This is a genomic window from Pseudomonas sp. B21-015, from assembly GCF_024749285.1.
In the GTDB taxonomy this organism is placed as follows: domain Bacteria; phylum Pseudomonadota; class Gammaproteobacteria; order Pseudomonadales; family Pseudomonadaceae; genus Aquipseudomonas.
The window spans coordinates 1,714,120-1,740,176 of the sequence record NZ_CP087196.1; the positions used below are offsets into that span (position 1 = coordinate 1,714,120).

At 60.8% G+C, this 26,057-nt stretch carries 14 protein-coding genes; 9 read left to right on the top strand and 5 right to left on the bottom strand.

The features are described from left to right. Position 1: 1 nt before the first annotated feature. Positions 2–13,225, bottom strand: a complete 13,224-nt coding sequence (locus LOY38_RS07810; protein ID WP_258699510.1) for a VCBS domain-containing protein — start codon at positions 13,223–13,225, stop codon at positions 2–4. Positions 13,226–14,164: 939 nt separating this feature from the next. Between LOY38_RS07810 and LOY38_RS07815 the strand changes: the two genes are divergently transcribed. The 4 genes from LOY38_RS07815 (at position 14,165) to LOY38_RS07830 (ending at position 19,515) form a co-directional block, all read left to right on the top strand. Then, the gene (locus tag LOY38_RS07815; RefSeq protein ID WP_258699511.1) at positions 14,165–15,769 is read left to right on the top strand and encodes a tetratricopeptide repeat-containing response regulator; all 1,605 of its coding nucleotides are present in this window, start codon (positions 14,165–14,167) and stop codon (positions 15,767–15,769) included. Then, positions 15,766–16,458, top strand: coding sequence for a sensor histidine kinase KdpD (locus tag LOY38_RS07820; protein ID WP_258699512.1), 693 nt, complete (start codon positions 15,766–15,768; stop codon positions 16,456–16,458). Before LOY38_RS07815 ends, LOY38_RS07820 begins: the two co-directional genes overlap by 4 nt. 361 nt (positions 16,459–16,819) lie before the next feature. Further along, a complete protein-coding gene (locus tag LOY38_RS07825) occupies positions 16,820–18,061 on the top strand; it encodes a glutamine synthetase family protein (protein ID WP_258700683.1) in 1,242 nt (413 codons plus the stop codon). 71 nt (positions 18,062–18,132) lie between these two features. Beyond that, on the top strand, positions 18,133–19,515 hold the full coding sequence (locus LOY38_RS07830) for an MFS transporter (RefSeq protein WP_258699513.1): 1,383 nt from the start codon (positions 18,133–18,135) through the stop codon (positions 19,513–19,515). Positions 19,516–19,577: 62 nt separating this feature from the next. Here LOY38_RS07830 and LOY38_RS07835 read toward each other — a convergent pair whose 3' ends face one another. From LOY38_RS07835 to flgA, 4 genes are all read right to left on the bottom strand, one after another. Then, positions 19,578–20,324: a flagellar brake protein gene (locus LOY38_RS07835; RefSeq protein WP_258699514.1), complete on the bottom strand. Its 747-nt coding sequence runs from the start codon at positions 20,322–20,324 to the stop codon at positions 19,578–19,580. 88 nt (positions 20,325–20,412) lie between these two features. Next, entirely contained in the window at positions 20,413–20,880 is a 468-nt protein-coding gene (locus tag LOY38_RS07840; protein WP_018926324.1) for a flagella synthesis protein FlgN, read from the bottom strand. A gap of 48 nt (positions 20,881–20,928) precedes the next feature. After that, positions 20,929–21,255, bottom strand: coding sequence for a flagellar biosynthesis anti-sigma factor FlgM (flgM, locus tag LOY38_RS07845; RefSeq protein WP_258699515.1), 327 nt, complete (start codon positions 21,253–21,255; stop codon positions 20,929–20,931). Positions 21,256–21,434: 179 nt separating this feature from the next. Next, a complete protein-coding gene (flgA, locus tag LOY38_RS07850; RefSeq protein WP_258699516.1) occupies positions 21,435–22,196 on the bottom strand; it encodes a flagellar basal body P-ring formation chaperone FlgA in 762 nt (253 codons plus the stop codon). An 81-nt stretch (positions 22,197–22,277) separates the two neighbouring features. Here flgA and LOY38_RS07855 point away from each other — a divergent pair, with 81 nt between their 5' ends. The 5 genes from LOY38_RS07855 (at position 22,278) to flgD (ending at position 26,029) form a co-directional block, all read left to right on the top strand. After that, positions 22,278–23,210, top strand: a complete 933-nt coding sequence (locus tag LOY38_RS07855; protein WP_258699517.1) for a chemotaxis protein CheV — start codon at positions 22,278–22,280, stop codon at positions 23,208–23,210. A gap of 46 nt (positions 23,211–23,256) precedes the next feature. Continuing rightward, positions 23,257–24,084: a protein-glutamate O-methyltransferase CheR gene (gene cheR / locus LOY38_RS07860; protein ID WP_258699518.1), complete on the top strand. Its 828-nt coding sequence runs from the start codon at positions 23,257–23,259 to the stop codon at positions 24,082–24,084. A gap of 352 nt (positions 24,085–24,436) precedes the next feature. After that, positions 24,437–24,844, top strand: a complete 408-nt coding sequence (gene flgB / locus LOY38_RS07870; protein ID WP_007899124.1) for a flagellar basal body rod protein FlgB — start codon at positions 24,437–24,439, stop codon at positions 24,842–24,844. Positions 24,845–24,847: 3 nt separating this feature from the next. Beyond that, complete coding sequence (gene flgC, locus LOY38_RS07875) at positions 24,848–25,291, top strand: flagellar basal body rod protein FlgC (RefSeq protein WP_007937507.1); 444 nt, start codon at positions 24,848–24,850, stop codon at positions 25,289–25,291. A 15-nt stretch (positions 25,292–25,306) separates the two neighbouring features. Continuing rightward, a complete protein-coding gene (gene flgD, locus LOY38_RS07880) occupies positions 25,307–26,029 on the top strand; it encodes a flagellar hook assembly protein FlgD (RefSeq protein WP_258699519.1) in 723 nt (240 codons plus the stop codon). Positions 26,030–26,057: the final 28 nt, after the last annotated feature.

Consider the following 26,057-nt stretch of genomic DNA (forward strand, 5'->3'; position numbering starts at 1 on the left):
ATCACGCCGTCAGCGTATGGTCGGCATCCCCGAACCAGGTGCGCACCAGATCGGGCCCAGGCGTACCCGTGTGGTCAAGCACCGCCACATCGACGAAGTTCTTGCCACTACTTGCACCATCGGTATCCACCTTCACGGTGAGGTCGCTGCCGGTCTGCACCACTTGGACAAAGTCCGACACCTGGCTGGTGCCACTGACAAAGTTGGCCTTGAGCAGTGCGGAGAGGTCGATTGTGTCCCCTTCGGCGAAGTTGTAGTCGAGGATATGGTCGCCGCCTTCATTCACGTTGAGGTAGGCGAACACATCGGCTCCCGCGCCACCGCTGAGGGTGTCTTCGCCGCCACGACCCACGATGATGTCGTTGCCGTCGCCGCCACTGATCGTGTCCGCGAGCATGCTGCCCACCAGCGTGCCGCTGGATTCACCGTGGTAACTGACCTGGGTGCCGGCCTGGCCGTCGTCGGTGACCTGGAAGTCTTCCACCGTGTAGTGCCCCAGCAGGTTAACCTCGGCTCGATGCGCACCGTCGTCCACTGTCAGCAGGCCGCCGGCGCCAGAGGCGTTGGCGTTGTAGCTGAGTTGGGTGTTGGCGCCGAAAGCGAGATCGCCGAACATCAGCAAGTCATTGCTTTCCAGACCGAGGATGCCGACCAGCGAGCCCGCTGTTTCGGCCTGTGCGATCACCAGCGTGCCCGCGCCTTCGCCGTGGAAGGCGACAGACCCGTGTGCGGCACCGGAGAAGGTCAGGGTCGCGTCGCCGTCGATGGTCGCGCTGCCGTCACCGGTCACGTCTGCCAGCAGGCGCAGGTCGCCACCGTTGGCCCACAAGTGGCCGGTGTTTTCGACCGTACTGGCAACCGTCATGCCGCCTGGGCCTGTGGACTCCAGCACCCCGCTGTTGGTGATGGTGTGGGTGCCGGTGTCGAGCACCAGGCTGTTCAGCCCGCTGGCCATGATCAGCCCCGCATTGATCAGCACCATCTGCCCGGCGCCCAACTGGCCGGCGCCGGAAATGCGGTTGTCGATGTTGGTCAGCACGGTGTCCGCACTGCCGCCGAAAATCACGTTTTGTGAGTTGTCGGATAGCAACACCTGGCCGCCACCGCTCAAGGTCGCGCCACGGAACAGAATCTCAAGGCTGGTCGTGCTGCCGGCGGAGCCGAGCTCGATGGTGCCGCTGTTATGGATGCTGCCACCGAACGGCATGATCGCGCCGTCGGCAATGGTTAGGGTACCGGTGTTATTGGTGAGCGGGTCGACATCGAACTGGAAGTTCGCTTCGCTCAAGTTCGCTGCATCGACACCTTTCAGGGTGATCGTCTGGCCGGTGCCTATGCTGACCAGTGCATTGCCGTTTGCGTCGTTAGTGATGCTCAAGTCAGCAAAGCCGGTGACGCCGGTGAAGCCGATCAGGTCGATCTTGTCCGCTGCGGCATCGAAGTTATAGATCTGGTTGTTACCGATCGGCTGGGCGAAGACGAAGGTGTCGGCACCGGACGAGCCGGTCAGGTTGTCGTTGAGGGACAAGGCGAAGATTGGTGAGCCTGGGGCGTAGGCCTCTACGTTGTTCGAGACGATGGCGCTTCCTGTCGTCCCGTCTGTATTGGTCCAGGTCTCCGTTACGAGCAACACCATGGCGCCGACGTAGCTTGCCGTCGTAGTGACGGTGAGTACCGAGGGATCGATAGTGGTGACCGACCAGCTGCCGTCGCCGAGATGCGTGGCGCCGTTCACTATCCAGTCCGCTGGAACACCGGTGATCGTTACCGTGACAGGAAGACTGTGATCCGCCGACGGGTTGGCCAGAGCCAAGTTGATCGGCTCGCCGGCGATGCCTGCCGGGTGGGTGACCGACCATATAACGCTGGTCGTGCTGAACGCGCTGGTACCCCCGCCTGAGCCAGGGTCGACCTTCGTCGCAAACGTGCCCGACGTCTGATCCCACGCCTTGTAGGTTAGATTACCCGCGTTTCCGTTACCGGTCATGCGTACTAAGTCGCCGCTACGCAGCAGCAGCGCCGAGCTCGTACTTACCGTGCCGACATCTGTCCACGTCGATCCACTGTCTGTTGAGTACTGCCACTTGCCATTAGAGCCATTTGTGCGGGTCGCAGCGGTGATCGCGATGCCCTTCAGTGCACCACTGTCCACATCCGTGGAACTCAGGAACGAACTCACCAATACCCCGCTGCTGACGTTGACCGACGTCGGAACTGTCCCGGACAGTACCGGCGCGTCATTGACCGCGGTGATGTTGATGTTGATCGTGTCGCTGTCGCTCAGTGCTCCACCAGTGCCCGTGTTGCCACCGTCATTGGTCAACATGGTCAGGGTGACCGTACCGTTGGCATTGGCAACCGGGGTGTAGGTCGGCTGGTTGGCGACCGTGGCCAGGTAAGTGTTGATGTTGGCGAGGGTACCCGTGAGCACGATGCTACTGGTGCCCGAGCCGCTGACCGTGACACTGCCTGCTGTAGCGGCCGTTAAGGAGCCGCTGCCGACCGTGAGCGTGACCGAGATGCTGCCAGCGCCAGCGTCGACGTCAGCCACCGACAAACCGCTGAGCTTGAATGCGGTGTCTTCATTCGTCGTGTAGCTTGCCGGCAGCGTGTTCACCGGTGTGTCGTTGAGCGCGGTGATGTTGATGTTGATCGTGTCGCTGTCGCTCAGTGCTCCACCAGTGCCCGTGTTGCCACCGTCATTGGTCAGCATGGTCAGGGTGACCGTACCGTTGGCATTGGCAGCCGGGGTGTAGGTCGGCTGGTTGGCGACCGTGGCCAGGTAAGTGTTGATGTTGGCGAGGGTACCCGTGAGCACGATGCTACTGGTGCCCGAGCCGCTGACCGTGACACTGCCTGCTGTAGCGGCCGTTAAGGAGCCGCTGCCGACCGTGAGCGTGACCGAGATGCTGCCAGCGCCAGCGTCGACGTCAGCCACCGACAAACCGCTGAGCTTGAATGCGGTGTCTTCATTCGTCGTGTAGCTTGCCGGCAGCGTGTTCACCGGTGTGTCGTTGAGCGCGGTGATGTTGATGTTGATCGTGTCGCTGTCGCTCAGTGCTCCACCAGTGCCCGTGTTGCCACCGTCATTGGTCAACATGGTCAGGGTGACCGTACCGTTGGCATTGGCAACCGGGGTGTAGGTCGGCTGGTTGGCGACCGTGGCCAGGTAAGTGTTGATGTTGGCGAGGGTACCCGTGAGCACGATGCTACTGGTGCCCGAGCCGCTGACCGTGACACTGCCTGCTGTAGCGGCCGTTAAGGAGCCGCTGCCGACCGTGAGCGTGACCGAGATGCTGCCAGCGCCAGCGTCGACGTCAGCCACCGACAAACCGCTGAGCTTGAATGCGGTGTCTTCATTCGTCGTGTAGCTTGCCGGCAACGTGTTCACCGGTGTGTCGTTGAGCGCGGTGATGCCGATGGTGACGCTGTGCGAGATACTGCTGTCGATGCCGTCGCTGACCAGAACGTTCACCGTCCGATCAGAAGTGGTCGGCGTATCGCTGGAGTTGTTGTAGAGGATACCGTCCAGAATCGTCTGGTAGGTGGCCTTGGTGGCCGAACCGGTGATCGACAGTACGCCGGTGCCGGTGGTGTAGCTGACTGTCAGGCCGGCCGCTGCCGTAGTGGCGCTCGCGTTAAGCGATAGCGACTCGCTGGCGTTGCCGTCGGGGCGCACCGTCAGCGTCGCCGTCATCGAGGTCAGGTTGGCCGAGTCGATGTCGGTGATGGTCGCCGACGGGGCGATCAGCACGGAGGTCTGTTCGGTGAAGGCCGCGGTTGCGTCGTTGCCGGCGCCTCCACCGTTCAGGTCGGTTACCGGTGCATCATTAGTGCCGTTGATGGTGACGCTGACCGAGGTCTCGGTGCCATCAGCACTGAATACCGCGAAGGTGTCGGCCAGGCTGTCACCGACATTGAGTGCGTCGAAGGCCGAATTGGCGGTATAGCTCCAGTTACCCGTGGTATCGATGGCGAAGATCCCGTTTGCGCTGGTGGTGCCAGACTGCGCCTGGAAGCTTTCCGGGCTGTCGATATCGCTGACGGTCAGGCTGCCACCGGTGGTCAGCGGAGCATTGGTTTCGGTCAGCGTGACGCTGGCCGAGGATAGCACTGCGGCGTCGTTGCTGCCGGTGACGGTGACGGTGACCAGTTGGGTGTCGACGCCGCCGAGGCCATCGCTGACCTGTACGCTGAACACTTCGTCGTGACTTTCGCCGGCCTTCAGTGATTGCACGGCACTGGCAACGCCATCGCTGCCATTGGCCAGGGTGTAGGTCCACTGGCCAGTGCTGTCGACGGCGATCGAGCCGTAGCTGCCAGTTGCCGAGCCATTGATGCTCCAGGTCGCGGTGGCATCGTGATCGATGTCGGCCGAACTGAACTGACCGCTGACGCTGAGCGTGCTGTCTTCCTGCACCGCGCCCACATCATTGCCGGTGGCGAAACTGAGCACCGGCGCGTCGTTGCTGCCGCTGACGGTGACGGTGACCAGTTGGGTATCCACGCCGCCGAGGCCGTCGCTGACCTGTACGCTGAACACTTCGTCGTGACTTTCGCCGGCCTTCAGTGACTGCACGGCACTGGCGATGCCATCGCTGCCGTTAGCCAGGGTGTAGGTCCACTGGCCGCTGCTGTCCACGGCGATCGAGCCATAGCTGCCGGTATTGGACCCGGCGATGCTCCAAGTGGCGGTGGCATCGTGGTCGATATCGGTCGAACTGAACTGGCCGCTGACGCTGAGGCTGGTGTCTTCCTGCACCGCGCCGACATCATTACCCGACGCGAAGCTGAGCACCGGCGCGTCGTTGCTGCCGGTGACGGTGATGGTCACGAGTTGGGTGTCCATGCCGCCGAGGCCGTCGCTGATCTGGACGCTGAACACTTCGTCGTGACTCTCGCCCGCCTTCAGTGACTGCACGGCACTGGCGATACCATCGCTGCCGTTGGCCAGGGTGTAGGTCCACTGGCCGCTGCTGTCCACGGTGATCGAGCCGTAGGTTCCAGTTGGCGAGCCATTGATGGACCAGCTGGCGGTGGCATCATGATCGATATCGGTCGAGTTGAACTGGCCGCTGATGCTGAGGCTGGTGTCTTCCTGCACGTTGCCGGCATCATTGCCGGTGGCGAAACTGAGCACCGGCGCGTCGTTGCTACCGGTGACGGTGATGGTCACCAGATGGGTATCCACGCCGCCGAGGCCGTCGCTGACCTGGACGCTGAACACTTCGTCGTGACTCTCGCCCGCCTTCAGTGACTGCACGGCACTGGCAACGCCATCGGTGCCATTGGCCAAGGTGTAGGTCCATTGGCCGCTGCTGTCGACGGCGATCGAGCCGTAACTGCCGGTATTGGACCCGGCAATGCTCCAAGTGGCGGTGGCATCGTGATCGATGTCGGCCGAACTGAACTGACCGCTGACGCTGAGCGTGCTGTCTTCCTGCACCGCGCCCACATCATTGCCGGTGGCGAAACTGAGCACCGGCGCGTCGTTGCTACCGGTGACGGTGATGGTCACCAGATGGGTATCCACGCCGCCGAGGCCGTCGCTGACCTGGACGCTGAACACTTCGTCGTGACTCTCGCCCGCCTTCAGTGACTGCACCGCACTGGCGATGCCATCGCTGCCGTTGGCCAAGGTGTAGGTCCATTGACCGCTGCTGTCGACGGCGATCGAGCCATAAGTGCCGGTATTGGACCCGGCAATGCTCCAGCTGGCGGTGGCATCGTGGTCGATATCGGTCGAACTGAACTGACCGCTGACGCTGAGCGTGCTGTCTTCCTGCACCACGCCCACATCATTGCCGGTGGCGAAACTGAGCACCGGCGCGTCGTTGCTGCCGGTGACGGTGATGGTCACCAGATGGGTATCCACGCCGCCGAGGCCGTCGCTGACCTGGACGCTGAACACTTCGTCGTGACTCTCGCCAGCTTTCAGCGACTGCACGGCACTGGCAACGCCATCGGTGCCATTGGCCAAGGTGTAGGTCCATTGGCCGCTGCTGTCCACGGCGATCGAGCCGTAACTGCCGGTATTGGACCCGGCAATGCTCCAAGTGGCGGTGGCATCGTGATCGATGTCGGCCGAACTGAACTGACCGCTGACGCTGAGCGTGCTGTCTTCCTGCACCGCGCCCACATCATTGCCGGTGGCGAAACTGAGCACCGGCGCGTCGTTGCTACCGGTGACGGTGATGGTCACCAGATGGGTATCCACGCCGCCGAGGCCGTCGCTGACCTGGACGCTGAACACTTCGTCGTGACTCTCGCCCGCCTTCAGTGACTGCACCGCACTGGCGATGCCATCGCTGCCGTTGGCCAAGGTGTAGGTCCATTGACCGCTGCTGTCGACGGCGATCGAGCCATAAGTGCCGGTATTGGACCCGGCAATGCTCCAGCTGGCGGTGGCGTCGTGGTCGATATCGGTCGAACTGAACTGACCGCTGACGCTGAGCGTGCTGTCTTCCTGCACCACGCCCACATCATTGCCGGTGGCGAAACTGAGCACCGGCGCGTCGTTGCTGCCGGTGACGGTGATGGTCACCAGATGGGTATCGACGCCACCGAGGCCATCGCTGACCTGCACACTGAACACTTCGTCGTGACTCTCGCCAGCTTTCAGCGACTGCACGGCACTGGCAACGCCATCGGTGCCATTGGCCAAGGTGTAGGTCCATTGGCCGCTGCTGTCGACGGCGATCGAGCCGTAACTGCCGGTATTGGACCCGGCAATGCTCCAAGTGGCGGTGGCATCGTGGTCGATATCGGTCGAACTGAACTGGCCGCTGACGCTGAGGCTGGTGTCTTCCTGCACCGCGCCGACATCATTACCCGACACGAAGCTGAGCACCGGTGCATCGTTGCTGCCGGTGACGGTGACGGTCACCAGTTGGGTGTCGACGCCGCCGAGGCCATCGCTGACCTGCACGCTGAATACTTCATCATGACTTTCGCCGGCCTTCAGTGATTGCACGGCACTGGCAACGCCATCGGTGCCATTGGCCAAGGTGTAGGTCCACTGGCCAGTGCTGTCGACGGCGATCGAGCCGTAGCTGCCGGTTGCCGAGCCATTGATGGACCAGCTGGCGGTGGCAGCATGATCGATGTCGGCCGAGCTGAACTGGCCACTGACGCTGAGGCTGCTGTCTTCCTGCACCGCGCCCACATCATTACCCGACGCGAAGCTGAGCACCGGGGCGTCGTTGCTGCCGCTGACGGTGACGGTCACCAGCTGGGTATCCACACCGCCGAGACCATCGCTGACCTGGACGCTGAACACCTCGTCGTGACTCTCGCCGGCCTTCAGTGATTGCACGGCACTGGCGATACCATCGCTGCCGTTGGCCAGGGTGTAGGTCCACTGGCCAGTGCTGTCCACGGCGATTGAGCCGTAGCTGCCAGTTGCCGAGCCATTGATGCTCCAGGTCGCGGTGGCATCGTGATCGATGTCGGCCGAGCTGAATTGGCCGCTGACGCTGAAGGTGGTGTCTTCCTGCACCACACCCACATCGTTGCCGGTGGCGAAGCTGAGCACGGGTGCATCATTGCTGCCGGTGACGGTAACGGTCACCAGCTGGGTGTCGACGCCGCCCAGGCCATCGCTGACCTGGACGCTGAACACCTCATCGTGACTCTCGCCGGCCTTCAGTGACTGCACGGCACTGGCGACACCATCAGTGCCATTGGCCAGGGTGTAGGTCCATTGGCCGCTACTGTCGACGGCGATCGAGCCGTAGCTGCCGGTATTGGTTCCGGCAATGCTCCAGGTGGCGGTGGCCGCGTGATCGATATCGGTCGAGTTGAACTGGCCGCTGACGCTGAGGCTGGTGTCTTCCTGCACCGCGCCGGCCTCGTTGCCCGACACGAAGCTGAGCACCGGCGCGTCGTTGCTGCCGGTGACGGTGATGGTCACCAGCTGGGTGTCGACGCTGCCGAGGCCATCGCTGACCTGCACACTGAACACCTCGTCGTGACTCTCGCCGGCTTTCAGCGATTGCACGGCACTGGCGATGCCATCGCTGTCGTTAGCCAGGGTGTAGGTCCACTGACCTGTGCCGTCCACGGCGATCGAACCATAGGCGCCGGTATTGGTTCCGGCAATGCTCCAGGTCGCCGTGGCATCGTGATCAATGTCGGTTGAGCTGAACTGGCCACTGACGCTGAGGCTGGTGTCTTCCTGCACCGCGCCCACATCATTACCCGACGCGAAGCTGAGCACCGGGGCGTCGTTGCTGCCGCTGACGGTGACGGTGACCAGTTGGGTATCCACGCCGCCGAGGCCATCGCTGACCTGCACGCTGAACACCTCGTCGTGACTTTCGCCGGCCTTCAGTGATTGCACGGCACTGGCGATACCATCGCTGCCGTTGGCCAAGGTGTAGGTCCATTGGCCGCTGCTGTCGACGGCGATCGAGCCATAGCTGCCGGTATTGGACCCGGCGATGCTCCAGGTGGCCGTGGCATCGTGATCGATGTCGGCCGAACTGAACTGGCCACTGACGCTGAGGCTGCTGTCTTCCTGCACTGCACCGGTATTGTTGCCGGTGGCGAAGCTGAGCACGGGGGCGTCGTTGCTGCCGCTGACGGTGATGGTGACCAGCTGGGTATCCACGCCGCCGAGGCCATCGCTGACCTGCACGCTGAACACTTCATCATGACTTTCGCCGGCTTTCAGCGATTGCACGGCACTGGCAACGCCATCGCTGCCGTTGGCCAGGGTGTAGGTCCATTGGCCAGTGCTGTCCACGGCGATCGAGCCGTAGATTCCAGTTGGCGAGCCATTGATGGACCAGCTGGCGGTGGCATCGTGGTCGATGTCGGTCGAGCTGAATTGGCCGCTGACGCTGAGGGTGGTGTCTTCCTGCACCGCGCCGGCCTCGTTGCCGGTCGCGAAACTGAGCACCGGTGCATCGTTGCTGCCGCTGACGGTGACAGTCACCAGCTGAGTGTTGACGCCGCCGAGGCCATCGCTGACCTGCACGCTGAACACCTCGTCATGACTCTCGCCGGCCTTCAGTGATTGCACGGCACTGGCGATACCATCGCTGCCGTTGGCCAGGGTGTAGGTCCATTGGCCGCTGCTGTCCACGGCAATCGAGCCGAAGGCGCCGGTATTGGTTCCGGCAATGCTCCAGGTGGCGGTGGCCGCGTGATCGATGTCGGTCGAACTGAACTGGCCGCTGACGCTGAGGGTGGTGTCTTCCTGCACCGCGCCGGCCTCGTTGCCGGTCGCGAAACTGAGCACCGGTGCATCGTTGCTGCCGCTGACGGTGACAGTCACCAGCTGAGTCTTGACGCCGCCGAGGCCATCGCTGACCTGCACGCTGAACACCTCGTCGTGACTCTCGCCGGCCTTCAGCGACTGCACGACACTGGCGATGCCATCGCTGCCGTTGGCCAGGGTGTAGGTCCACTGGCCAGTGCTGTCGACGGCGATCGAGCCGTAGGTTCCAGTTGGCGAACCATTGATGGACCAACTGGCGGTGGCATCGTGGTCGATGTCGGCCGAGCTGAATTGGCCGCTGACGCTGAAGGTGGTGTCTTCCTGCACCACACCCACATCGTTGCCGGTGGCGAAGCTGAGCACCGGTGCATCATTGCTGCCGGTGACGGTAACGGTGACCAGCTGGGTATCCACACCGCCGAGGCCATCGCTGACCTGCACGCTGAACACCTCGTCATGACTCTCGCCGGCCTTCAGTGATTGCACGGCACTGGCGATACCATCGCTGCCGTTGGCCAGGGTGTAGGTCCATTGGCCGCTGCTGTCCACGGCAATCGAGCCGAAGGCGCCGGTATTGGTTCCGGCAATGCTCCAGGTGGCCGTGGCATCGTGATCGATGTCGGCCGAGCTGAACTGGCCACTGACGCTGAGGCTGGTGTCTTCCTGCACCGCGCCCACATCATTGCCGGTCACAAAACTGAGCACCGGCGCGTCGTTGCTGCCGGTGACGGTGACGGTGACCAGCTGGGTATCGACGCCGCCGAGGCCATCGCTGACCTGCACACTGAACACTTCGTCGTGACTCTCGCCAGCCTTCAGCGATTGCACCGCACTGGCGATGCCATCGCTGCCGTTGGCCAGGGTGTAGGTCCATTGGCCAGTGCTGTCCACGGCGATAGAGCCGTAGATTCCAGTTGGCGAGCCATTGATGGACCAACTGGCGGTGGCATCGTGGTCGATGTCGGTCGAGCTGAATTGGCCGCTGACGCTGAGGGTGGTGTCTTCCTGCACCGCGCCGGCCTCGTTGCCGGTCGCGAAACTGAGCACCGGTGCATCGTTGCTGCCGCTGACGGTGACAGTCACCAGCTGAGTCTTGACGCCGCCGAGGCCATCGCTGACCTGCACGCTGAACACCTCGTCATGACTCTCGCCGGCCTTCAGTGATTGCACCGCACTGGCGATGCCATCGCTGCCGTTGGCCAGGGTGTAAGTCCACTGGCCGCTGCTGTCGACGGCGATCGAGCCATAGGTTCCAGTTGGCGAGCCATTGATGGTCCAGGTCGCCGTGGCCGCGTGATCGATATCGGTCGAGCTGAACTGGCCACTGACGCTGAGGCTGGTGTCTTCCTGCACCGCGCCCACATCATTGCCGGTCACAAAACTGAGCACCGGCGCGTCGTTGCTGCCGGTAATGGTGATGCTGACAGTCTGAGTCGCCGAGGCGGCGTTAGCCGCGCCGCTGTCGTCGGTGGCGACTACGGCGTAGGAGAAGGTGATGGTTTCACCCGCGCTGAGGAAATCGAGGTTCTGGCTGCTGCTGTAGTCCCAGCTGTCCTGATCGACCGAGAAACCGGCCACCAGTGCCGAGGCCACGCCCGCATTGAGCGTGCCGCCGCTCCAGGCGATGTCGTTGTTGGCGGTCTGCGACACGGTCACCGTGTCGGTGCTGTCCAGATCGGTAAAACTCAGGGCGCCGCTGTCGCTCAGCGTGGCCGTGCCGTTGCCTTCGTTCATCGCCCCGGTGCTGTCGGCAATCGTCAGCGTCGGCCGGTCGTTGGTACCGGTAATGGTGATGGTCACGGTCTGCACTGCGCCGTCGCCGATCGCCACGTTATAGGTCTGGATGCGGGTCTGGCCTTCGCCGAGGAACTGCAGGGCGGTGTTGTTTACCGCGAAGTTCCAGCCCAGTGAGCCGCTGCCCGTGCCGGTGCTGTCGCTCAGCGGGTTGGTGGTGAAGCTGCCCAGGTAGCCGGAAGCGCCCGGCGTGACGCTGACGCTGTGGGTGTCAATCAGGTCGACATCGGTGAAGGTGATGCTGCCGCTGGCCGCGTAGTCGCCGCTGTCTTCCTTGGCATCGCCGGCCTGTACGCCGCTGGTGATCTGCACCTGGTCGTTGGTGCCGGTAATGGTGATGGTCACGGTCTGCACCGTGCCGTCGCCGATCGCCACGTTATAGGTCTGGATGCGGGTCTGGCCTTCGCCGAGGAACTGCAGGGCGGTGTTGTTTACCGCGAAGTTCCAGCCCAGTGAACCGCTGCCCGTGCCGGTGCTGTCGCTCAGTGGGTTGGTGGTGAAGCTGCCCAGGTAGCCGGAAGCGCCCGGCGTGACGCTGACGCTGTGGGTGTCGATCAGGTCGACGTCGGTGAAGGTGATGCTGCCGCTGGCCGCGTAGTCGCCGCTGTCTTCCTTGGCATCGCCGGCCTGTACGCCGCTGGTGATCTGCACCTGGTCGTTGGTGCCGGTAATGGTGATGGTCACGGTCTGCACCGTGCCGTCGCCGATCGCCGCGTTATAGGTCTGGATGCGGGTCTGGCCTTCGCCGAGGAACTGCAGGGCGGTGTTGTTTACCGCGAAGTTCCAGCCCAGTGAGCCGCTGCCCGTGCCGGTGCTGTCGCTCAGCGGGTTGGTGGTGAAGCTGCCCAGGTAGCCGGAAGCGCCCGGCGTGACGCTGACGCTGTGGGTGTCAATCAGGTCGACATCGGTGAAGGTGATGCTGCCGCTGGCCGCGTAGTGGCCGCTGTCTTCCTCGACATTGCCGGCCTGTACGCCGCTGGTGATCTGTACCTGGTCGTTGGTGCCGGTGATAGTAATGGTCACGGTCTGTACCGTGCCGTCGCCGATCGCCACGTTATAGGTCTGGGTGAGGGTCTGGCCTTCGCCCAGGAACTGCAGGGCGGCGTTGTCTACCGCGAAGTGCCAGCCCAGCGAACCGCTGCCGGTTCCGGTGCTGTCGTGCAGTGGATCTGTAGTGAAGCTGCCCAGGTAGCCGGAAGCGCCCGGCGTGACGGTGACGCTGTGGGTGTCGATCAGGTCGGCGTCGGTGAAGGTGATGCTGCCATTGGCAGCGTAGTCGCCACTGTCTTCCTTGGCATCGCCGGCTTGCACGCCGCTGGTGATGTGCACCTGGTCGTTGGTACCGGTGATGGTGATGGTCACACTCTTCGTTGTCGACGAGCCATGCCCATCATTGACGGTGACCACATAGGTTTCGATAGCCGTCTGACCCTGGGCCAGGTACTGGGCTGCCGCATTATTCACGGTGTAAGTCCAGTTAACGGTGCCGTTGGCCGCATTGGCCGCTTCTATGACAGAGGCAAGGGCGAAGTTGCCCAGCGCTGTGGTATTGCCTCCTGCCGCCGCGAAAGAGGCGGTATGCGTGTCGCTCAGATCTACGTCGTTAAACGCAATCGTACCCGTCGTGCTCAGCGAGTCGGTCGTGCTCGGCGTCGTGGTCGCATCTTCGGTTACGGTGCCGGCCTGTGCGCCGAGGCTCATCGTCACGCTGTCATTCACACCCGCGAATTGCACCTGTGCAGTGGCCCAGCTGAGGGTGCCGTTGCCGAGACGAATCGCATACGTAAAGCTGTCCGTCAGGGACCCTCCAGCCGCAAGCGCCTGAAGTTGGGCCTTGAAAGTCGTCGACAACGTAGCGGCGTCGTAGCCGACCTTGCCATCCGACGTAATCCAGATCTTTGCCCCATTGAGGCTGGTGTCGGTACTCGTCGCCTCAATTCTGCTCGTGTCCTGGACCAGCAGATCGGCCGGAGCATAAACCTTGGTGGCGGTAGAAAGACTGGTCGCATTATCGAGTGACCAGAGTGTCTTTGCGTTGCCACCGAGGTCATTGGACATGACGTTCAGGTACACGACTCCCAGCAGGTTCTCAGTGATGGTCGCGCTGCCCGTGCCAATGACACCGGTAGTGAAAATGTCGTCCTTCGCCTGCGGTGTGTTGGAAAACGAAGTATCGGTGCCGCCGCAAGTTGTGGTGGTGGTAGCCATGTCTTTCTCCCGAGAATTTTTTTTATTTGAATCGCCAGGGACTGCAAACAGGACGAAGTCCCGTGCTTGTGCCGCTCAGGGTGTTCAGGAGCGGTGCGAGGCGACCGCCGGACATCGTCGGCCGTCCGGGCCCGACGGAATAGGCGCTGCGGGCAGAGGGACGCTGGTGTCGCGGGGGTGAAAAAGTTCGCCGCACTTGAGGAGCGAATCGCAGGAGCTGTTGGGCGACCGTGGGCCCAAGCCTGGGGTTGCGTTGCGCATGGCGCGCAATAATCTGAGAGTACCCATATGGCAGGGACCCCTGAAGTGATAGCTGGGTGAGGCCGTGTTTTGGTGCAGCACTGACTCAGGAATACGGCCTTATCTGATATCAGTTTGATGTGTGTTTAGTTGTGGGGTCAGGCTTTGTAAAGGTGTTAACTGAAGGTAACAGGATGAGGTGCCAATATTCCGACGGGTGGGTGTTTTGGTGTCAATATTATGTCGATTTGTTTTTGGCGAAGGGGGCATGGGCACTCAGCACTGGCGGGGCTTGAATGAGCTGAAACCCAAGCGGGGCATGGGCTGGCCGAGTCGCGGGGCTCTTGGAAATCATCAGATTTCAGCGCTCAGCTGTTAAAAGGCTTCGTCAGAGCGTTCTTTCTGGTGGGTTTTTTTCATGCCCGAACCACCCGACGACTGCATGGGAAGCCTGTGATGACAGCCAAATACGCGATTACACGCCCGCCGCTTCAAGGGAACGCGACTACTGGCCGATAACCCGAGCGGTCGTTGTGATTTTCGTCACTGGCGGCTGGCAATCGTCATCACGGGTTTGTGCGAAATTGCTTGATAGCCGATGGCCTCCCGCTATCATCTGCGCGCCAAAAGGACCGCGAAGCTGAGCTCGCCCGTGTCGTGCCTTTGGATTGTTCTTCTTAATTTGTCTGGAAATCTTCGATGCTGTCGTATCACCAAAAAAGCTTTCTGATCGTCGATGATTTCTCGGATTTCCGCAGTTCCGTCAGGTCCATGCTGCGGGAGCTGGGCGTCAAGGACGTCGACACCGCCGATACCGGCGAACAGGCGCTGCGCATGTGCTCGCAGAAGTCCTATGACTTCATTCTGCAGGATTTCCACCTGGGCGATGGCAAGAAGAACGGTCAGCAGGTGCTCGAAGACCTGATGATCGAGAAGCTGATCAGCCATGAAAGTGTGTTTGTCATGGTCACGGCAGAAACCAGCCAGGCCATGGTGCTCAGCGCGTTGGAGCACGAACCCGACGCATACCTGACCAAGCCGTTCAACCGTTCGGGCCTGGCCCAGCGCCTGGAACGACTGGAACAGCGCAAGACCTTGCTCAAACCGATCCTGCAAGCCCTTGACCGGGGCAAGCCGGTTGAAGTGCTCAATGCCTGTATTGCCCTGTGCAAACAGGACATTCGTTATTCGCCGTTGTGCCTGCGTTACCGCGCCGATGCGTTGCGCGACTTGAACCAGAACGAAGCGCTGGAGCGCTTGTACGACAGCATTCTGGCGGATCGTCCTTTGCCGTGGGCGTTTGCCGGGCTGGGCCAGTTGCTGTTCAAGCGCGGCCAGGTCAGCCAGGCCAAAGGCATCTACGAAAAAGCCTTGAAAGTCTTCCCGATGATGCCGGCCCTCTACGACGGCATGGCCGACGTGCTGGTCGCCGAAGGCGACACCAAAGCGGCGCAGAAAGTGTTGGAGGAGGCTATTCGCCTGTCGCCGCTGGCGGTGCGCCGGCAAGCGTTGCTGGGCAAACTGGCAATGACCAACGAAGATTTCGACACCGCCTCCAAAGCCTATCGCCAGGCCGTGAACCAAGGGGCGCAATCGCGTTTCAAGGATGCGGAAAGCAATCTCGGCCTGGCCCATGCCTTGATCAGCAAAGGCAGTGAGAAGGGCCTGGACACCCGGACCCGTCTTGAAATCAATACCACACTGAGTGCGGTGGCGAAGGAGAATCCTTCCGACCCCGGCTTGCAGATTCGTGCGCGCCTGATGAAGGCCACCAGCCTGCTGCTCAACGATGCCGAAACCGCCGAGAAGCTCACCGAGCAAGCGATGATGCGCCTCGATGGCATGGAGCAATTCATGAGTGCCGAAGCGGCGCTGCTGGTGGCCAAGCAGCTGCAAATGCTGGGGCAGGCGAGTGCCGGCGCCTCGATGCTGAAAAACTGCGCGGAAATCTACGGCGACGATCCGACTGTGATGAAGGGCATCGCCAAGCTGACCGACGACCCGACCATCCTCAATTCCGGTAATGCGGCTGCCGACCTCAACCGCCAGGGCGTGCGGGTGTACAAGACCGGCAACCTGGTGGAAGCCCGGGATGTGTTCCGCAAAGCCCTGGCGTTGCAGCCGAAGAACATCAGTATTGCCCTGAACATGGCGCAGTCGCTGCTGCATGGCACCGACACCAGCGTGCCGTCGGCGGAGCTGGAAGAATGCCGGGCATGCTTGAAAACGGTCGGCCTGATGCCCGATACCGACGCGCGTTATCCGCGCTACGAGAAACTGAAAATCAAGGCGTTCGGCGAATGATCGACAGCGAACCGTCACTCGACTTCTCCACGGTGATTGCCTCCACCGTGCATGATATGAAGAACTCTCTGGCCATGCTGATGCAGGCTCACAGCCAATGGCTGGCGCGTTTGCCCGACCCTGAGCGGCATACGCCGGAGCAGGGCGTCATCGAGTTCGAGTTCGCCCACCTCAATGGCATGTTGGTGCAGTTGCTGGGGCTGTACAAACTCGGCGTCAACCAGATGCCGTTGCAGCCGGCCTACCATGAGCTGGATGATTTCATCGAGGCGCAACTGGCGGCTCATCAAGAAGTGTTCGCCAGCCGCGGCATTATCGCGACCTATGAAGTAGACCCGTTGAGCCCGTTGGGTTTCTTCGATCGGGAGCTGATTGCCTCGGTGCTCGCCAACAGCATCAACAACGCCATTCGTTACGCCCGGCATGCCTTGTTGATCACCGTCAGCGATGAGGCGGGGCAACTGGTGCTGACCATCAACGACGATGGCGAGGGTTATCCACCCGAGATGATCGAGCGTCAGGCCGATTATGTGCAGGGCATCAACCACAGCAGTGGCAGCACCGGCCTGGGCCTGTACTTTGCCGGGCGGATTGCCGCCCTGCACCAGCGCAATGGCGTGGGCGGACGCACCGAAATCAGCAACGGCGGCCCATTGGGCGGCGGTGTGTTCAGCCTCTATCTCCCCTGAATCCCTGCGTACGCCATCCCTGACTAGGAATACGCCCCGTAGGAGCTGCCGAAGGCTGCGATCTTTTGACTTTGCTTTTTAAAGGCAAGATCAAAAGATCGCAGCCTTCGGCAGCTCCTGCGGGGGCCGTGTTGTCAGAGCAGATCGAGTTCCCACAGGAGCGCGGTTTTTTGTTGGATGCTGCTTGATATTCCGAACAGCCGGAGCCTATTTTGTACGGGTCGCCGTTCGCGGCTCGTACAACAACAAGGATTGCGTCATGACAACCGATGGCCATCGTTCACTCGCGCAGCGATTGACGGGCATTGATGAGATTGAATGTGTCACGCCGGACCTGAACGGCGTACCCCGCGGAAAGGTGATGACCGCCGAAGGTTTCCTCGAAGGGCGGCGTTTGCAGATGGCGCGGGGAGTGCTGCTGCAATGCATCATGGGCGGCTATCCGCCAGCGCACTTTTACGGCAGCGATGATGGCGACCTGGCGCTGGTGCCTGATCCCGCGCAGATCCATCGCTTGCCCTGGAGCACGCAGCCTCGGGCGCTGGCCATTTGCGATGCGCAGGAGCTGACCGGCGAGAGTTCACGTCTGTCGACCCGCGGCCAACTCAAAGCGGTGATCGCTCGCTACGCTGCCCTGGGGCTGGCGCCGGTGGTGGCGACTGAGTTGGAATTCTTCGTCTTCGCGCCCAATCCCGATCCGACGCAACCCTTTCAGCCGCCGGTAGGCCTGGACGGTCGTCGCGAGGACGGTCATTCGGCGTTCAGCATCAGCTCCAATAACGGCTTGCGGCCATTCTTCACAGAAGTCTACGCAGGCATGGCGGCGCTGGGATTGCCGCGTGATACCTTCATGCACGAGATGGGCGTCAGCCAGTTCGAGATCAACCTGCTGCATGGCGATCCGTTGCTGCTGGCCGACCAGACGTTGCTGTTCAAGCATCTGCTCAAAGAAGTGGCGCTCAAGCATGGCCTGACCGTGGTCTGCATGGCCAAGCCGTTGGCGCACACGCCGGGCAGTTCGATGCATATCCATCAGAGCATCGTTGAGATCGGCACCGGGCGTAACGTGTTCAGTGACAAGGCTGGCGAGCCGACCGCGACCTTCCGTCATTTCATCGGTGGCCAGCAGGCCGGCCTGGCGGATTTCACCGCGCTGTTTGCGCCGAACGTGAACTCTTATCAGCGCCTGTGCCATCCTTTTGCATCGCCGAATAATGCTTGCTGGTCCCACGACAATCGCGCCGCCGGACTGCGCATTCCGGCCAGCTCACCGGTCGCTCGTCGGGTCGAGAATCGCTTGCCGGGGGCCGATGCCAATCCGTATCTGGCGATCGCCGCGAGCCTGGCGTCGGGGCTGTATGGCATCGAGAACAAACTGGAGCCGGGCGAGGCAGTCCAGGGCGAATTCGTAGTGCCGGATAATCTTTCGCTGCCGTGTACCTTGCATGCCGCTCTTGAACGTCTGAAGCGTAGCCAATTGGCAAAGGAACTGTTCGGCAAGGAGTTCATCGAAGGCTACATCGCTTCGAAGACCATGGAATTGACCAGCTTCCTTGATGAAATTACTCCCTGGGAACGGCGTGTTCTAGCAGCCCAGGCCTGACGATCTGTCGCCATCGGGCTATCGTTTGTCGATAGCCCGATACTCACTGCAAGGAGCCGCTCGGAACGCCGATGCGCCAAATCCTGAAATCCTTCCGAGGACTTTATTTCGCCTCGCTGATGATGTTGATCGGCTCGGGCCTGTTGAGTACTTATCTCGCTCTGCGCCTGGCGGCCGATAAAGTCGACAGCCTGTGGGTCGGCGCGTTGATGGCGGCCAACTATTTCGGCCTGGTGCTGGGCGGCAAGATCGGCCATCGGCTGATTGCCCGGGTCGGGCATATTCGGGCCTATTCGGCCTGCGCCGGGATTGTCGGCGCGGCAGTGCTGGGCCATGGCCTGGTGGACTGGTTGCCTGCGTGGCTGTTTCTGCGGGTGATCGTTGGCCTGGGCATGATGTGCCAGTACATGGTGATCGAAAGCTGGCTCAATGAGCAGGCAGAAGCCAATAAACGTGGAGTGGTGTTCAGCGGTTACATGATCGCCTCGTATCTGGGGCTGGTGTTGGGTCAGTTGATTCTGGTCATGCACCCGGGGCTGGGCCTGGAACTGCTGATGCTGGTCGCATTGTGTTTCGCCCTGTGCCTGGTGCCGGTGGCCCTGACGCGGCGGATCCACCCGGCGCCTTTGCACCCGGCACCGATGGAACCGCGCTTCTTCATCAAGCGCGTGCCGCAGTCGCTGAGCACGGTGTTGGGGTCGGGACTGATCGTCGGTTCGTTCTACGGCCTGGCACCGCTGTATGCCTCGCAACAAGGATTGTCCACCGAGCAGGTCGGTCTGTTCATGGGTAGCTGCATTTTTGCGGGCCTGGTGGTGCAGTGGCCGTTGGGTTGGCTGTCGGACCGCTATGACCGGGCGCTGTTGATTCGCAGTTTTGCATTTTGCCTGGCGCTGGCTGCGTTGCCGCTGGCGATCATGCAGCAGGTGCCGCTGGAGGTGCTGTTTGTCGCCGGGTTCCTCTGTTCGTTGGTGCAGTTCTGCCTGTACCCGTTGGCGGTGGCGTTTTCCAATGACCACGTGGAGGGTGATCGCCGGGTGTCGCTGACGGCGATGCTGTTGGTGACCTACGGTGTCGGCGCGAGTATCGGGCCGCTGGTGGCCGGGGTGTTGATGAAGTTGTTCGGCAGTCAGATGCTCTATGCCTTCTTCAGCTTCTTCGCCTTGGTGCTGGTCTGGCGAATCCGTCCGAAAGCGGTCACCAACCTGCATCAGGTGGACGATGCCCCGCTGCATCACGTGGCCATGCCGGACAGTATGGCAAGTTCACCACTGGTCGCTTGCCTTGACCCGCGTGTCGATGAGCAGGTGGTGCATGACCAGATGCAGAATCCGGTCAATCCTGAGGCTGACTTCAATCCAGATGCCGAGCCGGAAACCGAAGCTGCAACAGATTCGGAATCGTCAGACCCTGACGCGGGGCGCGAGCAAAGTTTTACCGAAGCAAGGCCTTGATCAAGGCATAAAAAAACGGGCAGTCACCGCAAGGGACTGCCCGTTTTTTTGGGAATGGCGTATCAGAAGTCGTCTTTGTCGAAGCGACGCGCTTCGCGCTGAAGCTGATAGACGAACCGCTCGACTTGCCGCTGCACCAGGCCACTCATGTTGTGAAAACGCACGCCGGCAAAGGTGGTGTTGATCTTTTCTTCGAAGTGCAGGTAACGCAACTCGACCGGTGCCGTCATGCTGCCGAAGGGCAGGGCGGCGATGAAGCGGTCGTAGACCTGGCCCAGTTGCAGCCTGGTGGTGATGTCGCCTTCGAAGCGCAATTTGCAGCCAGTGGCGGAAATGTCCAGCAGCTTGCCGCCGATGGGCGACTTGAGTTTGTCCCCCCCCAGTTCGACATTCACCAGTTGTGCCAGCTTCAATGCGGCGCGGAAAGCATTGCGGCGCTGGTGGTAAACCACCTCATCGGGCAGTGCGCCACGGTAGCAGCGGCCATCGCCAGATTCGTCGATCGTCAGCGGGCCATTGCTTTCCCAAGCGATGCGCACACCTTCGTGGAAGCCTTCGACCTTGAACGGTTCGCCGGCCAGCAGAAAGCGTTCGCCGTCGCGGGGGATCATTTCGTCCAGGGCAATCATGTTGCTGTCACGGTCAACGTCCACCAGATAGCTCTGGAAGCGCTGGCTGCGCTCGTGGAACGTGATGATCAGCGGGTCATGGCTGTCTTGCAGCTGGCGCAGGTTGCCGGAGATTTCCAGGGGCGTAGTGAGCACCTTGGGTGGCTGCGGAGCATCTTCCGCGCTTAAGGCATTGGACACGGGGTATCAATCTCCAGACAAATATGACTACTGGCTGGCATTCTGCCAGCATGTTTCGCGTCTTGATAGGGCGTGCTCATTGAAAGGCTCAAGCCTGACTGAGCGGGCGTGGCTTGGCGAGCTTGGAGGTTGATCCGCGGGCATCGTAGAGCGCTGGCGGCTCGCCGCCGGTGAGGATTTTCAACTGGTTGGCCGTGGCGGCCTGCTGCACCAGAATCGACTGGCCATTGTTGGCATTGGCGGCCTGGCACTGGGCCAGGAGGTCGGTCAGCACGTCGCTCTGTCCCAGCAACCGTTCGCCAATGCTCGACTGGCTGGCGAGTTGCTCCAGGCCCTGGCGGTTGGTTGGCAGGTTGAGGCTGGCGAGGATTTCACTGCGCTTGCGGCCATGCTGTTCGAGCAAAATGATCAATGCCTGTTTATGCGCCAGAATTTCTTCGAGCAGTGGCATGTCGCGCCCGTGCAAGGCGAGGGACTCGGTTTGCAGGAGCTCCAGCAGTTGTTGTGCCGGGGCAAAGTCGTCGATGATCAATTGCAGTAAATGAGTGTCGTGCATGGCTGGCCTTGGGTTTTAAGCGTCCAAAAGCCTGGCGCGGGCCGTGGCCTAGCGCTGGGCTTCGAAGTTGAGCAGTTTGCTGGCTACACGGTTGCTGTCGACTTTATAGCTGCCATCGGCAATCGCTGCTTTCAACTCGGCCACGCGGGCGTTGTCGACGGCAGGCTGATCGCGCAGCTTGTCAGTGACCTTCTGCAACTGTTGAGCCTCATCACTGAGGTGTACCGATTCCCCGCTTTTGGTGGTACTGGCCTGTTCGGCCGGGGTATTCAGCGGCGTGGATTGGCCGGCTTCGACGGTTTCCTTCGCGGTGCTGGTACGCGTACTGCCCGTAAGTGACGAGGAGCTGTTTAAACGACTGAAATCGATGACCATGATAAAAAAACCTCTGGGAATTTGGACGCTTGCCATGTTTTCGGCGATTCCCCGAAAAACTTTAGGCCCATTTATCAATGAGCTTGCATGCGCCAGCGCGCGTCCTGCATGCGGCACAGTTTAGGCAACAGCTATGGTCAGCGCCACATCTTCACGAACAGAGAGCCCTGCATGGTCGCTCACATAGAAACCTCTACCTGACCGGGCGCGGTGACTTGCGCCTTGATGACCCGCTGGGAGTTAAGGTTCTTCACGCGAATCTGTTCGCGTAGACCGCCGTTGGACAGCGCTTCACCTGGCATGCGCACACTGAGCGTACCACTGCGGGCAGTAATCACCACCTGGTCGCCCTTGCGAATCACTTCCGCCTGTTCGAGGTGCACCAGGGTAATGATCTGATCGGCGACCATTGGTCGGGTAAGTCTTTGTCCGATCGCCTCATCGACAGAGGTCAGAAAACCCTGGTTTATCAGGCTGATATCGCGCTCGCGCAGGGTCACGTCCTGAGGTTCGATAATCCCTGTGCGCTTGAGCGGACGAGTGGTGGTCACGATGTCGCGAAACAGCTTTACTTGAGCGGGCACGAAGACTGTCCAGGGCGAGGCGCCCTCGCAGCGAACCTTGACCGTGACCCGGCCCAGAGGCCTTGCCGGGCTCTCGAGGGTGGCTGTCAATTCCCTGTCGCACATGGGCATGCGCAGGCGCGGATCGAGCTGGTTGACTTGGATTTCGTAGCGGCCTTGCGTTTGACTGGTAGCCAGATAGTCCTCTACGGTGAATTCAAGAAAGCCCTGAGTGACGCCGATAAGCATGTCAGGCAAGGTAACCGTATCAGCAAGGGCAGGGCTGCCAGCGTTGAACAGGCAAACGGCCGACATCGCACAGAGCAATCTGTGGCAGGTTGATGTCAGGCGTCGGAAAAATGTCGGTTCTGTGTTCATAAGAGTTAAAAAGCAAGCGCCGTGCCGTTTAGTGATGAATGGGCGTCGCAACACACTTAGCGTTGGTGTAGGAGTCTGGGCATGGCTGGTGTAATGGATTCGGTGAACCAGCGCACGCAACTGGTAGGGCAGAATCGCCTTGAGCTGTTGTTGTTCCGTCTCGACGGCCAGCAGCTGTATGGGATCAACGTATTCAAGGTTCGTGAGGTGCTGCAATGCCCCAAGCTGACCCTGATGCCCAAGTCCAGTCCTGTCGTGTGCGGTGTGGCGAATATTCGGGGGGCGACCATTCCGATTCTGGATCTGGCGATGGCGACCGGTTCCGGTCGGTTGCTGGATCAAAGCAATCCCTTCGTGATCATCACGGAGTACAACACCAAGACCCAGGGTTTCCTGGTTCGATCGGTGGAGCGCATCGTCAACATGAACTGGGAGGAGATTCATCCGCCACCCAAGGGTACGGGACGCGATCACTACCTGACCGCTGTGACTCGGGTCGACAATCAGTTAGTCGAAATCATCGACGTCGAGAAGGTGCTGGCGGAAGTGGCGCCGACACCGGAATCGATTTCGATGGGCGTGGTGGATGTCGAGACTCAGCACAAGGCATTGTCCTTGCGGGTGTTGACGGTCGATGACTCGTCGGTGGCGCGCAAGCAGGTATCCCGTTGCCTGCAAACGATCGGCGTCGAAGTGGTGGCGTTGAACGACGGTCGGCAAGCGCTGGATTACCTGCGCAAACTGGCTGACGAGGGCAAGAAGCCGGAAGACGAGTTCCTGATGATGATTTCCGACATCGAGATGCCGGAAATGGACGGGTACACCCTGACAGCCGAGATCCGCGCCGACCCGCGCATGCAGAAGCTTCATATCATCCTGCACACTTCGTTGTCGGGTGTGTTCAATCAGGCGATGGTCAAGAAAGTCGGTGCCGATGACTTCCTGGCCAAGTTCCGTCCTGATGACTTGGCATCCCGGGTGGTCGACCGGATCAAAGCAGCAGATATCAGCTAGGGGCGCTTTGCCCCTGGCGGTCAACACGATTTAAGAGGCCGCATCATTGTCTACGGGTAATTTGGATTTCGAACAGTTCCGGGTCTTCCTGGAAAAAGCCTGTGGCATTTTGCTTGGTGAAAACAAGCAATACCTGGTCTCGAGCCGTCTCAACAAACTGATGGAACAGCAGGGCATCAAATCGCTGAGTGAGCTGGTTCAGCGCATCCAGACCCAACCGCGCAGCGGTTTGCGCGAGATGGTGGTGGATGCCATGACCACCAACGAAACCCTGTGGTTTCGTGACACCTATCCGTTTGAAGTCTTGAAGAACAAGGTATTGCCTGAAGCGATCAAGGCAAGCCCCGGTCAACGCCTGAGGATCTGGTCGGCGGCGTGTTCGTCGGGTCAGGAACCGTATTCGCTGTCGATGTCCATCGATGAGTTCGAGCGAGTCAACATGGGCCAGTTGAAGGCGGGGGTGCAGATCGTTGCCACGGATCTGTCCGGCACCATGCTGACCAACTGCAAGACCGGCGAGTACGACAGCCTGGCCATCGGCCGCGGCCTGTCGCCCGAGCGCCTTCAGCGTTACTTCGACCCCAAAGGGCCGGGGCGCTGGGTTATCAAGGCGCCGATAAAGAGTCGGGTGGAGTTTCGCTCGTTCAACCTGCTGGACAGCTACGCGAGCCTGGGCAAGTTCGACATCGTGTTCTGCCGCAACGTACTGATCTACTTCTCCGCCGAGGTGAAGAAAGACATCCTGTTGCGCATTCACAGCACGCTCAAGCCCGGCGGTTATCTGTTCCTTGGCGCGTCCGAAGCGCTGAACGGTTTGCCGGATCATTATCAGATGGTCCAGTGCAGCCCGGGGATCATTTACAAGGCGAAGTGATTCGTTGACGGCATAAAAAAACGGGAGTCCTCAGGGGGCTCCCGTTTTTTTATGCCTGGGACATCACCACGATCCAGTGTGGGAGCGGGCTTGCTCGCGAAGGCGTCGTGTCAGTCGACATCTGCTTTGACTGACATACCGCATTCGCGAGCAAGCCCGCTTCCACAGGGGGATAAGTATTTCCCTTCAGAAGCGGCAGAAAAGCGGCAGGCGGCGGAAATCGGTTGCCGCTTTTCTGGCATTGCCGCCTTGCCTTTACCCGCAAAGCCCCGGTTTACGGGGATATTTGAATTGGCACGCCGCTTGCTATGTCCATCGTACGAAAAATCAGGTCACCCGAAGGTTTCCCGACATGAGCATCAGCTTCGATAAAGCGCTCGGTATCCACGAACAAGCCCTGGGCTTTCGCGCTCAGCGCGCCGAAGTCCTGGCCAACAACATCGCCAACGCCGACACCCCGAACTACAAGGCTCGGGATCTGGACTTCTCGAAAGTGCTCGCCGAGCAAAACGAGAAAACCAAAAACGGCAAGTTCGCCTTGAACATGACCAATAGCCGTCATATCGAAGCTGAAGGTCTGGGCAATGGCGACGAGTCGCTGATGTATCGCACGCCGATGCAGCCGTCGATCGACCAGAACACCGTGGACGCTCAACTGGAACAATCGAACTACGCGGAGAACGCGGTCAACTTCCAGGCCAGCTTCACCCTGCTCAACAGTAAATTCAAAGGGCTGGTGTCAGCCCTGCGCGGAGAGTAATCCATGTCTCTATCCAGTGTTTTCAACATTGCCGGTAGCGGCATGAGTGCCCAGACCACTCGCTTGAACACCGTCGCCAGTAACATCGCCAACGCCGAGACCGTTTCGTCGAGCATCGACCAGACCTACCGCGCCCGTCACCCGGTGTTCGCCACCATGTTCCAGGGCGGTCAGAGCGGCGGCAGTGATTCGCTGTTCCAGAACCAGGATGCGGCCGGTCAAGGCGTGCAAGTGCTGGGCGTGGTCGAAGACCAGAGCAACCTTGAAGCGCGCTACGAGCCGAACCATCCGGCCGCTGATGCCAAGGGCTACGTCTACTACCCGAACGTCAACGTCGTCGAAGAAATGGCCGACATGATTTCCGCGAGCCGTTCGTTCCAGACCAACGCCGAAATGATGAACACCGCCAAAACCATGATGCAGAAGGTCCTGACCCTCGGTCAGTGATAAGGGGCGATTCACATGAGCGTTACCGATACCACCAGTAGTTTGAGCCTCACTGACATCCTGGCCAACTCTTCGGTCAAGACCAGCAGCACCACCGATAGCCTGTCTTCTGCGACCAGTAGCGCGACGGGCAATCAGGCATTGGGCAAGGACGCGTTCCTGCAGTTGCTGGTGACACAGCTCAAGAACCAGAACCCGCTCGATCCTCAGGATAACACCGCGTTCGTGGCACAGCTGGCGCAGTTCAGCAGCCTGGAAGGCATTACCACGCTCAACGACACGGTCACCAGCCTTGCCAGCAGCTACAGCTCGTCGCAAGCCTTGCAGGCTTCTTCGCTGGTGGGCCGTTCGGTTATCGCGCAGACCGACACCGCCGTGGTCGATACCTCCAAGAGTCTCACCGGTACGGTCGTCGTGCCCTCGTCTGTGTCTGGGGTCACCATCAAAATCAACAACGCTGATGGTGAAACCGTTCGCACACTCGATCTGGGCAGCCAGAGTGCGGGCAATTCCAGCTTTACCTGGGACGGCAAGGACGATGCGGGCGCCGTGGCGACGGCGGGCACCTACACCTTCAGCGCGACGAGCACCATCGACAACACCAGCACCTCTCTGATTACTTACCTGCCGGCAACGGTTAACAGCGTGACCATCAGCCAGACCGGCGGTGAGTTGATGCTGAACCTGGCAGGCCTGGGCAGCGTTGCCCTGTCCAAAGTAGAAACCATTGGTATATAGAGCCGACTAACACGGCACAAAGGAGTGG

Bases quoted from the DNA above. Each gene is read 5' to 3' on its own strand.
- LOY38_RS07810 (WP_258699510.1), bottom strand. From the start codon at position 13,225: ATGGCTACCACCACCACAACTTGCGGCGGCACCGATACTTCGTTTTCC.
- flgB (WP_007899124.1), top strand. From the start codon at position 24,437: ATGAGCATCAGCTTCGATAAAGCGCTCGGTATCCACGAACAAGCCCTG.
- LOY38_RS07825 (WP_258700683.1), top strand. From the start codon at position 16,820: ATGACCGCCGAAGGTTTCCTCGAAGGGCGGCGTTTGCAGATGGCGCGG.
- LOY38_RS07815 (WP_258699511.1), top strand. From the start codon at position 14,165: ATGCTGTCGTATCACCAAAAAAGCTTTCTGATCGTCGATGATTTCTCG.
- LOY38_RS07820 (WP_258699512.1), top strand. From the start codon at position 15,766: ATGATCGACAGCGAACCGTCACTCGACTTCTCCACGGTGATTGCCTCC.
- LOY38_RS07830 (WP_258699513.1), top strand. From the start codon at position 18,133: ATGCGCCAAATCCTGAAATCCTTCCGAGGACTTTATTTCGCCTCGCTG.
- flgM (WP_258699515.1), bottom strand. From the start codon at position 21,255: ATGGTCATCGATTTCAGTCGTTTAAACAGCTCCTCGTCACTTACGGGC.
- LOY38_RS07855 (WP_258699517.1), top strand. From the start codon at position 22,278: ATGGCTGGTGTAATGGATTCGGTGAACCAGCGCACGCAACTGGTAGGG.
- flgC (WP_007937507.1), top strand. From the start codon at position 24,848: ATGTCTCTATCCAGTGTTTTCAACATTGCCGGTAGCGGCATGAGTGCC.
- flgD (WP_258699519.1), top strand. From the start codon at position 25,307: ATGAGCGTTACCGATACCACCAGTAGTTTGAGCCTCACTGACATCCTG.
- flgA (WP_258699516.1), bottom strand. From the start codon at position 22,196: ATGAACACAGAACCGACATTTTTCCGACGCCTGACATCAACCTGCCAC.
- LOY38_RS07840 (WP_018926324.1), bottom strand. From the start codon at position 20,880: ATGCACGACACTCATTTACTGCAATTGATCATCGACGACTTTGCCCCG.